Consider the following 12,732-nt stretch of genomic DNA (forward strand, 5'->3'; position numbering starts at 1 on the left):
TGGTATTTCAGGTCACTCTCGTTTACGATGGTTTCGCGCAATACACGGATAGCGCGGATGTAACCCAACTGCTTGTGGCGCACTTTATAGACAGTAGCGAATGCGCCCTCGTGGGAGGTGCTGCTGCTTAAAATTTCATATTCGCTTAAAAATAATTGTGACATGATTATATGGTTTAATTGTTATTTATTGTTCCATAATTTGTAATCCGGATGTCGGGCATATGTTCTTTAAACTCGTCGTCTATCTTATGGCACTGCTCTTTTATGATTCCCCTACGGCGGATGGCAGGTTCAAGGCAATAGGTGTTGAATTCCTCTTTATCCAGATCTTCGACGCTTGTAATATGGGGAAACAGTAATTTGGAGTATGCCGTGACAATCCTTTTTACAGCTTTTAGGTCGCGCAGGTCGCTCTTTTCTTCGGAATATATTACTTCATTAATGAGATATGAATATTCGGGAGCAGTACGGAGTGCATGGAGGATTTCCGAAAAATATTCAACGTTCAAAGTCCAGCCTTTCAATATCATACCCTGTTCCATACGAGGCAGTTTCCACCCTTCTATGAATCCATGGAAACGGTCTAACAAAGCGGATTCGCGGAAATTTTCAGGTAAAGCCGTAAAATACCGGTTGTCGGTGGGCTGGTTGTCGCTTGTTAAAGGCAGGTTTCCCATCAGCATCATACTGCATTCGGAAAGGAACGCGTAGTTATCCACCGTTGCCTTGCCTGCCTCCAGATAAGATTTAAGGATAGCTTGCATTTCGGATGGATCTTGAAAAACAATGGTTTGTATTTCATCGAAAGTAATCAGGTCATAATTTTTCATTATTCCGGGTTGTTGCCGTGCCTTGTCATAAAACAATTTGGCCCGCGACACTTTTCCGCCGCTTACCAGCCACCCGTATTTACTCAAATTGCCAAAAACATACGATTTCCCTGTTCCCTTAGGCGCCAGTTCAATCATATTCAAACGCGGCTCTACGAAAGGAAGCAGGCGGGATATAAACTCCAGTTTTTGAGTCATATTATCAAATCCCTGAGGATTATACTCCATTGCAGAGAGCAGGACGTCTACCCACTCTTCTGTCGAAAACTGTTTGCGGCAATCTGTAAAATATTTCAGATCGACCTTATAGGGGCGGAACGGCTTGTATTCCGTCAATTCGATACACCCTTTTTCCCGTCCGTAAGGCGGATTGTATTTCAGTTTGATAACACCCCATTTTTCACCGTCTATCAGGTCGTCTTTATGCTTGCTTATTAACCATTCGGGAATAAATGCCTCGGTAAGTTTAATTCCCGCATCCGGTATAGCCAATCGGACTTTTCCTTCTTTGATGTCGGTTGAAATAATAAAGCGGGTTAAAAGCTGTACGATTTCCTGGCTTAACAGGCGGCTTTTTACCATATTATTGTCATCGGGAATATGCTTGTCGAGAAATGAGACGATGGCATTCCTGTCCAAAATCCCTTCGCCATCGATATGCTTGCGGATAAGGAAATCTTTCACAAAGGAAGGCAAATTTCGCCCGTTGAAAACACTGTAGTTGTCTTGGTTTTTCAGGATTGCGACATCCGGGAACGCCTGTTTTATTTTTTGTCCTAATTCATTCATAATCTTTATCGGTGTTAAAACAAGTCTTCTTCTTCAAAACCTTTATTGGGCCGGATTCTGTTTTCCGTCATATTATCGTCTGCCGTTTCAAATTTCAGCAAAACCTTACGCCCCAATTCTATGATGTCCCCGTTAAACAACTGGTACCGGACATTTAGGTTTTGTGCTTCGACACTCGAATCTTCGCCGTGTATAATCCGTGTCCTGCCATTGGAAGCTAATTTACTGCCGCCGGGCAACACTTGCAGGCAAAATCCTTTTCCTTCCACAAACACGATTTTAGCATGCATCCGGCTCACATAAGTATTCAGTTCATTTTTGTCAGGATTGCTTTCCCGATCATTTATGACGATATGATTTTCATGGAATGTTTCTTCGTTAAACTCGCCTCTGCCTATGTTGTATGTTTTTTGCTTTGTGGAATCGAGCTGATAAGAATTCTGTACAAGGGAGCCCCTACCGTGCCAGATACTCACTCTGGCTTTGGTGTGAACCGGTTGTGCGGGCGTTGCTTCTGCTACTTTATTTACATACTGCAAACGGATGCCGGGCATCACCTCCGAAATACCTGCCGCGTTTTCCGGCGGAAGTTCGGTTTTTATTGTCCATGGAACATTGGCTACTGCCGTAATATTCGCATTTTCCAATGCCAAAAGTAAATCGTTCAGGAAGTCGGCCTTATTTATTTCGGCTTGGTAATTCAGGTCATCGTTCGTTCCTGCGACATATAATGTATAATAACCGTCCACTTTATCCGCGAATGCTTGTGGGCGTAGTTTGTTCACAATCGCCTCTATTAAATTACTGCGGAATGTTACGGTATCGGTAGCCGTTTGTGGATTATTTCCCTTTTTCTCCTGTCTTTCCGCTCTCGGGACTTCTTGCTGCGGCGTTTCTTTCGGTATTTCTTCGTCTTTCGGTGCAAAGAAATTTATTAATTTGTTGAACATAGTTTTTATTTATTTAATTTTTGTATATTGTTAAGCCTGTAGCTCTCGGGTATACTCTCGGTGGAATAGTACTAGGTACACAACGGCAATACATAGTTTGTGTGTCATATGCTTCCAATACTTTGCCACCTGCTAGGTCAACAGCAGAATGTCTAGTGCTACTCCATTTTGTGCCACTCCAATAGTACATATTATGAAAACTTCCAATAATATCTTTGTTAGTAAAGATTGTAGATAATTCATTTTTTGTAGGTAATCGCCAATCTGTGTATCCTCCAAGTATTAAATTTTCACACAATGTATTTGCGTCCGCCCAAACAAGACTCTCGTTACTTGCATCTTTCTTTGCAACAATGATATTGACACCTTTTAGTTCCACATAGGGAGCCTCTGATTGTTTCAAATTTTTGTCGCAGGCTGTGATTCTGTTCTTAGCATTGCCATCCTCCGGATTCGTCTCAAGGATTAATTGATAGTACGTTTTAGCCTTTGCATAGTCTGATTGAAAAAAATAGTCATCTCCTTTTTTCAACAAGGCGCGGCAACTTTCGGCATTGCCCAGCAAATCATCCACCTTTTGGTTTTCCAGGGCTTGCGATTTTTTGTAATTTTTAATGGCGCATTCATAGTCGCCTTGCCGGTAACAGTCCCTGCCTTGTTGCAGGAAACCGGTTTCCTGTCCGGAAAGGGCAGAGCAGCCCAAAATCAAGGCTACTGAAACAATTAATAATCTGCTCACGTTCATTTTTCTGTAATTTTATTTTTTTAGATATCATTTTTAATCTCCTGTTTTATAAGTCCGGTTAGGAATATTATCTATATCCATTTCTTCCGGATAATAGCACAGGTAAATTTTTAATTCCACTGATAAACTCTGATTTTTCCTAGTTCGGGTTTCAGGTTATCATTCGACTATTCTTTCTGTTAAAATTTTGTAGCCGTTTTTAATTACGGATAATTCATTAACATAGCCTCCTTTTATCCAACCATCTTCATACATATATATATAATTTCCCATCTCAAAAATATATCTTTCCCCGAGTACTGCGCTCTCGCCATTATCATAGGTAGTATTACAATTGCAATCTTCTATCCCTGGTTCACACCAGCACTCTTTTATTCCATTCTCAATAATCAAATCAGGTTTATCCGGCATTCTTTTTCCTTTAGACCACGAAGTATAACGGTACTTTCCGTTGTTCGTTATATCTATTTGTATACGGAATTTTTCCGTTTCCAGGATTTTGACCGGAGCAATACCGGTATATTCAAAATGGTCGCCTTTCCATTGATAGATAAGATTTCCCTCTGTCATTGCGTTACCGCCTTCAACGGCAATGATATAAGGAACAAATAGTTTTTTATCGTTACTGTCGTATATTATTTCATCTCCACAACCTTCATGTCTCAAAGAAGGAATGTCTTGTTCGATACAATCATAATCCCACGAGATTTCTATTTCATCAAGGTTTTCTTTTTTTGTTTTGAATAATTTTTTACTATTAAAATGACCGTTATTATCAGTTTGATATGCTTTGATTATTTGTTTATAATGGCTTCCTTGTGCGAATATTCCCGATGTAAATCTGAAAAGATAATATGTTTGGTTTTCTGTTTCGACAGAAAAAATCCCATCAACGAAGAAACCGGAATTAAAATATTCAATGACACTTTTAAGAAACACTTTTTCATTATGCCTGAATTGAATAAAATGGCAATAACTGGTATAGTTGGGATTACTGACACCGCCATTCATTTCAATGCTATAGATCCTTACTTTGCCGTCATTGGAAGTGGCAAAAGAGAGCCATCCCGGCAGATGTACATCAGGATTTGTTTCGTAATCTTTATAAGCGTCGAAAGAAAAGTCCATTGTTTCCGGATAGTTTTCGAGCAACTGGAAAACGGCATCAATGTTAATTTGGGAATCACCTTCCCGTTCTATATTGGAGATGGTTTCAACAAACGCCTTTTCCGAATGATTTGTCTTATTTCGTCCACAGGCAACCAAACCAATAACCGTAAAGATTATTAAACCGGATCTGAAAATTTTATTTATCATAATATCATTTCTATTTTATTTTTTAGACATCGTTTTTTAATTTACTATTTTATAAATCAGGTCAAGGACATCGTCTATACTCTCTTCTTCCGAATGATAAGGTAAAGATGAATATATGATTTCGCGGATATTGGCATTTTTCAATAAGCGTAGGTATTGCTCTTTCAGGTATTCGGTAAGCTTCGTATTGTCGCTTTGTTTAATCCTGCTCAGCATTGCCGGGCAATTGGTCATTACATATACGATGTCCTCCCAGTCGTGGCTACTCCTTATATCCGTCCCGCCTCTGCTGTTCAATGCTTCAAATTTGGTAGCAATGTAATATTCTACCGGGAAGATAAAAATAGAAGTTCCATCAGGTAATACCCTTTCTATTTTATATTGTATCCCGTCTGCATACCATTCGTTACTGAATCCCAGAATATCGGGATTTACAGGCATAATATCCACTTTGACTCCCTTATATATTTTCCTGCAAACGGGAGCGCCGGCAGTTGTGTCGTCATGGAAACCCAATAGGCGCAGCTTTTCTTCCAGCTTATAATATGCGCTATATGTGCTGATTTCAACGACACAGTCCACATCGATCGTTGGCCTTATATCCGACAACTCCGGTTGCTGTGCATATAATTCGGCAACCGAACCGCCGACAAAAACGACCTCATCTTTCAATAAGCCAAGGCCTCCGGCTACACACTGGATAAGTTCTATATTATTCGCCATAATCATTCATTCTTTTATCCAGTTCCATGGTGGCAACCTCCACTTCCCGTTTTTTTCCTATTCTGAATGTATCCGCAATTGCCAGATATTCATACAGTTCCACGTCGTTTTCTATAAATTTCGGAATCTTATCATATAGAGGAACTATAGAATTACCTGTGCGCGTTCCCTTATAATATGCCCATACATATATTTCCCGGCCTTTCACAACATGGTTGCTGACAGGTGGCGCTGAATGGGCAGTGGCAATCCCTCGTGTAGAATGCCCGGCTTGTGGAGGAAAAACATACTTTAGTCCATGTATCAGGAATTCACGTAGCGCAAGTTTATTAACTCTGTTTTTAGCGGGATTGACTAATCCAGCCTCCTTGTTTCTCTCCATAGCAGTGCTTACTTCGCCTGCACTGATTTGCAAAGACGAGGCCAGTTCAGAGAATGTCCACGGACGTCCCTTAAAAGTTAAAATTTTCAAAAGTATGACCACATCCTGCGGCCTCATTCCGTTATGTTTCTTCATTTCTTTTATATTTACGATTTACAAATTGTAAATATAATTATTTTATACATTGTATAACAAATAATTAACATTGTTGATATGTAGTCATATTATTGTTAATAGTCCTTACCTTATTGCAGGAAATTAGTATCCTGTCCCGAAAAGTCAATACAGCCCGGAATCAAGGCGGCTGAAACAATTAATAGTCTATCCACACTCATATTTTGCAATCTTATATTTTTTCAGATACTTCTATTTACACCACGCAGGGATACCTCAGTCACTGCATGCAAGACGGAAACCCAGATTACCGTACCGGTCACCGGGTGCGTTGGCATAACGGTTCGGCACACGCATATCCCTTAGGTTATATTGCCAGCCACCGCCACGGATCACGCGGTCATAACCGGAAGAGGCTCCTTCGGGATTTGTTTGCGAATCGCTTTTTTTATAATTCCCATAGATGTCATTGCACCATTCCCATACATTGCCGCTCATATCATAAATGCCCAACTCATTGGCTTTCTTCGTACCTGCCGGATGTGTTATATCATTGCTGTTACCGTCGTACCACGCTACATCGTCTGCAAGGTTTCCACCGCTATATTTGTATCCCTTGCTTTGCACACCTCCACGGGCTGCGTATTCTCATTCCGCCTCCGTTGGTAAACGGTAATTTTTTCCTGTCTTTTGATTCAGCCTGCGGATAAACTCCTGTACTTGTTCCCAATCTACTTTCTCTACGGGTAAGTTATCGCCTTCGCCCTTAAAATAACTTGGGTTCGTTCCCATAATCTTTTCCCATTGTATTTGGGTTACTTCGTATTTCCCGATATAGAAATCACCCAGTGTTACCTTATGGGCAGGTTTTTCTGCTCCAGTACAATCATTGCCCTGCTCCGGAGTACAGCCCATTGTAAATGTCCCGCCCTGCACATAAACCATTTCAGGTTCGGGGGATGTGCCTTCACAGGCAGCTATCCGTAGTTCAATACCGACATCTGTTTTATTCGTGATATCCTTATATATATTGTACCAGATCCGGGCTTTCCGGCAATCGTTCAGCGATGTGCAGGAATCGATTCTTTGCAGGTAATCATTTCTTTCCTGCGCCGGTAAAATCACACAGCACATTAAGAAGGCAACCAATATTATCGATAGTTTATACTTTTTCATTGTCGGTTATTTATATTTTTTGTAAACCTAAAAACCTTATCCGTCTTTCGGACATTTGCTACTCGCCGGATAAGGATGAATTATTTTTACCCTTTCTCAGGGAGGGATATGGACACTTGTTCAAAATCAATAAGTTGTTTTGTGCTGCAGGCAAGGCGGAAGCCCAGATTGTTGTTCCTGTTGCCGGGCGAATTGTTGTTGCGGTTCGGGACGCGCACATTCCTCGCGTTGTTGTTCCAGCTACCGCCACGATTCACGCGGTTAGAGCCTTTAGCGTCCAATCCGGATTCTTGTAATATATGTTTTATAAATCCTGTACTGTTTGCGTGGGATATAAAGCCATAGAGGGATAAAACGCGCCGGGCAAATTGTTTTTCGGACATATTGCCGGTATCCAGTAGGGCTGTATAAGCTGTAAGTTTGGTTGCAAAACGTTTTTTACTACGCCTGTTCAATCGTATTTGATTGGGATATAGCATAAACCCTAATGCGGGTAAACCGTGCTCCGTTTTATTCATGACAAAAGGCTTTAATGACAATTTCAGATTTTGAATGATAAAGTGTTCGAACAAAGTTCCTTTTTCCATTAATTCGGTTTTATTATCAGCCCACAGCAGCATATCGTCCATGTAGCGGACATAAGCGAGGATACGCAACTGTTCGGTAGCATATTTGTCGGCAAATGAAAGATAATGATTGGCAAAATACTGGCTGGTCAGGTTGCCGATCGGAACGCCCTTTCCATCTTTGACATGATAGCTGTCTATTATTCGCCAAAATGTATCGAGCAGGCGTTTATCTTTATACATTCGTTGCAATTTGCTGGATAATATTTCATGGTCGATGGAATCAAAATATTTCCGTATATCCAATTTCAGATACCATGTATATTTTTTTTGATAATAAGCTGCTTTTTTAACGGCTGCAAAAGTCCCTTTACTTTTGCGGCAGGCATAGCTGGCGGGGATTTGATAATTTTCGAAATGGGCGGAACAAATATTCATGATAGCGTGATGGATGATCCGCTCTTCAAAAGATGCCGCGCATATAACTCTGCGTTTGGGGTCGTAAATTGTAAAGTAGTGGTACATGCCGAACCGGTAGTTTCCGCTCATCAGCCTATCCCTGATAGACAATAAGTTACTATCCGTATTTTCACAAAATAGCAGTACATCTTTTTTTGCTGATTTTCCCTGTTTGGCTTTGCAGAAAGCTAGGCGCAGGTTATCGATATCCGTAATTTGTTCGAAAATATATCCCCTCCGTTTCATCCTTCCGTTTGAGTTTGGTTGTAATGGTCGACTAAACGTTTACCAAAGCGTTCTGCTTTCTTATCACCGACACCGTTCACTTCTTTAATACTTTCAACTGTAATTTCACTTAATACAGCTATCCCGGCTAATTCTTCATTGGTAAATACGGCATAAACAGGTAAACTGTCTTCTCCTGCAATTTTTTTCCGGATTTCACGTAAAAGTGAAAAAACAGCAAATGCCTTTTCGTCCAATACCTCTTTATAATCAATTCTGACCGCATTCTGGGGTTTATTCTCTATCTGTGCGTTTGCCAGGTATTTGACACAGAAATGCCATTGGCTACCTGTCCGGGTAGAAACCAGTTGTTGTTCGACTTCCAGTATTTTGTGCGACCGTAAAAATTTATTCATTTCCTCGATTGCTGCGCCATCATCCGATGTCGGGACTGTAAACAGTTTAAATTGCATAATTATTTTTTATTATTCGACCGCTTCGCGGTATCAAAGGCTTTTGCCTTTTTGCGACTTCGTCCCTTGTCGCTTTTTAACAAAAGCCTATACTTGCTGGCACAAAACATCTATCTTGAACTGCAGGCAAGGCGGAAGCCCAGATTGAGGTACCTGTAGCCGGGCGAAATGTTGTAGCGGTACGGGACGCGCACACTCCTCGCGATGCTGTACCAGCTACCGCCACGATACACGCGGTAAGAGCCCCCAGAAGCTCCGGCAGGATTTGTCTGCGCAGAGGCAGGGTAAATGCCGTACCAGTCGCTGCACCATTCCCATACATTGCCGCTCATGTCGTAAATACCCAGCTCGTTAGCCTGCTTTGTTCCCACCGGGTGCGTCTTGTCGCCTGAATTATCATTGTACCACGCCACTTCTCCTGCCGTATCGCTACCGCTGTACTTGTATCCCCGGCTCCGGCTACCGCCTCGGGCGGCATACTCCCATTCCGCCTCTGTCGGCAAACGGTATGCCTTACCCGTTGCCGCGTTTAGCCGTTGTATAAACTCCTGAACCTCCGCCCAGCTTACATAATACATCGGATAATTATCTCCTTCACCATAAATCTTCAAGTTCGCATTGGCTTTATCCCTTTGCTGTTTCACATTGGTTCCCATAATCAGCCGCCATTGCTTTTGCGTTATTTCGTATTTCCCGATATAAAAATCACTTAACGTTACACTGTGCAAAGGGCTTTCATTTTCATCGCAATCGTTGCCTTGCTCGGGTGTACAACCCATCCAAAACGTCCCGCCCTGTACATAAACCATTTCAGGTTCAGATGGGTGTGGAGGTACGTCAGTAACCTGACTGTCTAAAGCTGTATCCCTAGCATTTTCAATACTAACACCGCAGTTTTCGCAAAAGCGTGCGTCTGCGTCATTCTTAAAATTACATTTCTTGCAAAGCATAATTTTATTTTTTAATTGTTATTATTTTTCATTTTCCGGATTTGAACTGCAGGCAAGGCGGAAGCCCAGATTGTAGTACCTGAGGACGGGCGAATTGTAGCTGCGGCGCGGGACGCGCACACTCCTCGCGCTGAAGCTCCAGCTACCGCCACGAAACACGCGGTCAGAGCCCTCAGAAGCTCCGGCAGGATTTGTCTGCGCAGAAGCAGGGTAAATGCCGTACCAGTCGCTGCACCATTCCCATACATTACCGCTCATGTCGTAAATACCCAGCTCGTTAGCCTGCTTGATTCCCACCGGATGCGTCTTGTTGCCTGAATTATCTCCGTACCAGGCTACCTTGTCGGGAGAATAACTCCCGCTGTATTTGGCATCTGTCTTTTTGCTGCCGCCTCGGGCGGCATATTCGCCTGCGTTACTTCATATTTCCCAATGTAAAAATCACTTAATGTGACCCGGTGCGCAGGTTTTTCATTATCATAGCAATCATTGCCCTGTTCGGATGTGCAGCCCATGGTAAACGTCCCGCCCTGTACATAGACCATTGCAGGCTCGGAGGAATGAAGAGGGGGAGGGTTCGGAATATTAACTTTACCCTCACAGGCTGCTATCCGCTTCTCTATACCGGCATCTGTTTTATTTGTTACATTTTTATAGGCTTTATACCAAAGCTGAGCTTTTTTGCAATCACTTTGCGATAAGCTGCTTTCGATTTTTTGCAGGTAATCGTTCCCTTCTTGCGCCGGTAAGATAATGTTGCCCAATAGTAGAGCGGCTAAAATCATCAGTAATCGATACGTTTTCATTTGTTATCCTATTGTTTTTTAATGTTTCATTTGTCTACACAAAACTATTCCAAACTTCAAGCAAAGGACAAGTGATAGACTTTTGCCCGACAAATTCTTTTTTCAGATTTACAAAAATTATCTATCTTAATATAGAAATAAAATAGCAACCTCATTCCATGCATTTTCAGCATATGGTTGTACTGTGTCACCTTTCCATACTACAGTTACACGGTTGCTATCGATGTTGTATTTCTTGATCAACTCGTTTGCTACATTCTTAGCACGTTTTTCAGAAAGTTTTTCATTGATAGAAGGAGTACCTGTTTTCTTGTCTGCATAACCTACAACTTTAACTTTAGCGCTAGGATTATCTTGAAGATATTTAGCTGTGTTAAAGATGTTAACTTTTTGGTTCCTATCAATGATTGCACTACTTTTTGGGCTAAAAAAAACAGTTTCAACACGATTCTCTATTTGTAGAGCTGGGATTACTTCTTCACAGGCTGCTATCCGCTTCTCTATACCGGCATCTGTTCTATTCGTTAAGTTTTTATAGGTATTATACCAAAGCATGGCTTGCTTGCAATTACCTTGCGATAAGCTGGTTTCTGCTTTTTGCAGATATTCGTTTCCTTCTTGTTGTGCCGATAAGGTAATGCTCCCCATTAGCAGGGCGGCTAAAATCATCAGTAATTTATACGTTTTCATTTGTTTATTTATTTTGTACGGATTTCTAAAATATTGCCTGTCCGAAATTCATTATTATTAATTTCAGGATTGGCTTTTATCAATTCTTCTACGGTAATTCCATAAAATTTACTGATGGAGTATAATGTTTCTCCCTTTTGTATTGTATGTTGCTTGTAACCCGGTTCACTCAAACGGAATACAACCGGAAGAGTAAAGTAAACCGGTACGTTCAAACCGTTTTGCTTACCCGGAATCCATTTTGGCATCGCTTTTACAACCCTTACTGCTTCTTTATCACAAGAAGGGTCGATACCACGGATTACCGTTACATCTGAGATTGCGCCTGTTTTGGTAACAACGAAACGTATAGTAACACGGCCTTGTATCCCTGACTCCTGAGCTACAACCGGATATTTCAGATTATCATTGATAAACCGGTGCATTTCTGTTTCACCTCCGGGGAAGCCAGGCATCTGCTCTACTGTAACGAATGGTTTCTCTTCCACTTTGCCCGAATCGTTGGATGTATGCAAATTACCCTCACAAGCAGCTATCTGCTTCTCTACACCGGCATCTGTTTTTCCTGTTACGTTCTTATAGGCTATATACCATTTCTTTGCACACCGACAATCATTTTTTAATAAACAGGTATTGATGTTTTGCAAATAATCACGCCCATCCTGTGCCAGTAAAGTAGCATAGGACATCAACAGTATAACTGGAATAATCAGTAGTTTATATGTTCTCATCAGATATCTCCAATCGTTTTCTTTAATGCTTTAATCTCATTGTCTTTTGTCCTTAACTGTGATTTTAAGTTGTTAATTTCCTGGTTCAATCCCGATACCTGGCTGCTGTTTCCTCCCTGGTTTTTCAGGCGGCTGATCTCCTCCCGTAACTTTTTTATTTCCGCGTCAGAACCGGAGTTAGACGGAATAATTTGCACCGAGTCCCGGATTATTTCATTTTTTTGCTTTAAATCAGAAAGTTCTGTGGCTTGTTGTTCGATGGTAGCTTGATCACCGCTTTCGTGAGACAATAAATAAGCGCTCAAACCAAGGGCAACGACGGCAAACACGATTGTCAAAGCAATAAAAAATGGATTGTGCTTAATCTCTGTTTCAGGTATTTGCCTCATCTGTTCAGCTGCTAATTGCTTTTGCAGTTCTTGATTTTTAGATTCCAACTGTTTGAGCTTTTCTGTCGCATCAAAATTATGCAGTCCCAACTGTTGAATACTAAAATCTTTTGCATCTGCATTTTTTTTCAATTTCTCTACCTGAGTTTCCAAATCAGTATTGTATAGATACAGATTATTCATCTTTTGTGTAAGGCGTGTATTTTCAGCCTGCAATTTCCCTGCCAATTCATTATCTGCCCACCCCTTACTGCCGGCAAGATTCCTTTCAATCTCGTCAAAAAATACTTGTGCGTTCCTGTAGCGGTTTTCCGGCTTCTTTTCAAGGCATTTCATGATCATTGCTTCCAGCCAGGCAGGATAATCCTTTTCATACTTTTTGCCCGGATTCGCTTCCTCAAATGCAGAACGGCGC

13 protein-coding genes and 2 pseudogenes are annotated in these 12,732 nt (G+C 41.4%); all 15 read right to left on the minus strand.

The features are described from left to right. Positions 1 to 175 precede the first annotated feature (175 nt). Positions 176 to 1,621 (minus strand): BREX system Lon protease-like protein BrxL, encoded by a 1,446-nt coding sequence (gene brxL, locus ACFO6W_RS16825; protein WP_379998522.1) that lies wholly within the window; start codon positions 1,619 to 1,621, stop codon positions 176 to 178. 14 nt (positions 1,622 to 1,635) lie between these two features. Next, on the minus strand, positions 1,636 to 2,571 hold the full coding sequence (locus tag ACFO6W_RS16830) for an FHA domain-containing protein (RefSeq protein ID WP_379998524.1): 936 nt from the start codon (positions 2,569 to 2,571) through the stop codon (positions 1,636 to 1,638). Positions 2,572 to 2,584: 13 nt separating this feature from the next. Continuing rightward, positions 2,585 to 3,316 carry an Lcl domain-containing protein gene (locus ACFO6W_RS16835; protein ID WP_379998526.1) on the minus strand — a complete coding sequence of 244 codons (732 nt, stop codon included), beginning with the start codon at positions 3,314 to 3,316 and terminating at the stop codon, positions 2,585 to 2,587. Positions 3,317 to 3,475: 159 nt separating this feature from the next. Next, positions 3,476 to 4,633: a hypothetical protein gene (locus tag ACFO6W_RS16840; RefSeq protein ID WP_379998528.1), complete on the minus strand. Its 1,158-nt coding sequence runs from the start codon at positions 4,631 to 4,633 to the stop codon at positions 3,476 to 3,478. Between the two features lie 36 nt (positions 4,634 to 4,669). Next, on the minus strand, positions 4,670 to 5,356 hold the full coding sequence (locus ACFO6W_RS16845) for a hypothetical protein (protein WP_379998530.1): 687 nt from the start codon (positions 5,354 to 5,356) through the stop codon (positions 4,670 to 4,672). Further along, a complete protein-coding gene (locus tag ACFO6W_RS16850) occupies positions 5,346 to 5,873 on the minus strand; it encodes a hypothetical protein (protein ID WP_379998532.1) in 528 nt (175 codons plus the stop codon). The genes ACFO6W_RS16845 and ACFO6W_RS16850 overlap by 11 nt, the downstream gene beginning before the upstream one ends. A gap of 255 nt (positions 5,874 to 6,128) precedes the next feature. Beyond that, a pseudogene (locus tag ACFO6W_RS16855) lies at positions 6,129 to 7,028 on the minus strand (formylglycine-generating enzyme family protein). A gap of 86 nt (positions 7,029 to 7,114) precedes the next feature. Further along, on the minus strand, positions 7,115 to 8,299 hold the full coding sequence (locus ACFO6W_RS16860; RefSeq protein ID WP_379998534.1) for an RNA-directed DNA polymerase: 1,185 nt from the start codon (positions 8,297 to 8,299) through the stop codon (positions 7,115 to 7,117). Beyond that, positions 8,296 to 8,751 (minus strand): HRDC domain-containing protein, encoded by a 456-nt coding sequence (locus ACFO6W_RS16865; protein ID WP_379998536.1) that lies wholly within the window; start codon positions 8,749 to 8,751, stop codon positions 8,296 to 8,298. Before ACFO6W_RS16865 ends, ACFO6W_RS16860 begins: the two co-directional genes overlap by 4 nt. Before the next feature lie 110 nt (positions 8,752 to 8,861). Continuing rightward, a complete protein-coding gene (locus tag ACFO6W_RS16870; protein ID WP_379998538.1) occupies positions 8,862 to 9,701 on the minus strand; it encodes an SUMF1/EgtB/PvdO family nonheme iron enzyme in 840 nt (279 codons plus the stop codon). A 21-nt stretch (positions 9,702 to 9,722) separates the two neighbouring features. Continuing rightward, positions 9,723 to 10,045, minus strand: a pseudogene (locus tag ACFO6W_RS16875) (formylglycine-generating enzyme family protein); the annotation flags it as partial. After that, positions 10,037 to 10,507 carry a formylglycine-generating enzyme family protein gene (locus tag ACFO6W_RS16880; RefSeq protein WP_379998540.1) on the minus strand — a complete coding sequence of 157 codons (471 nt, stop codon included), beginning with the start codon at positions 10,505 to 10,507 and terminating at the stop codon, positions 10,037 to 10,039. The gene ACFO6W_RS16880 and the pseudogene ACFO6W_RS16875, both read right to left, overlap by 9 nt. 126 nt (positions 10,508 to 10,633) lie before the next feature. Then, positions 10,634 to 11,197 carry an OmpA family protein gene (locus tag ACFO6W_RS16885; RefSeq protein ID WP_379998542.1) on the minus strand — a complete coding sequence of 188 codons (564 nt, stop codon included), beginning with the start codon at positions 11,195 to 11,197 and terminating at the stop codon, positions 10,634 to 10,636. An 8-nt stretch (positions 11,198 to 11,205) separates the two neighbouring features. After that, a complete protein-coding gene (locus ACFO6W_RS16890; RefSeq protein ID WP_379998544.1) occupies positions 11,206 to 11,928 on the minus strand; it encodes a TonB family protein in 723 nt (240 codons plus the stop codon). Beyond that, the coding region (locus ACFO6W_RS16895) for a hypothetical protein (protein ID WP_379998546.1) at positions 11,928 to 12,732 on the minus strand (805 nt) is incomplete at its 5' end. The genes ACFO6W_RS16895 and ACFO6W_RS16890, both read right to left, overlap by 1 nt.

Origin of the sequence: Dysgonomonas termitidis (assembly GCF_042654545.1) — a bacterium.
In the GTDB taxonomy this organism is placed as follows: Bacteria; Bacteroidota; Bacteroidia; order Bacteroidales; family Dysgonomonadaceae; genus Dysgonomonas; species Dysgonomonas termitidis.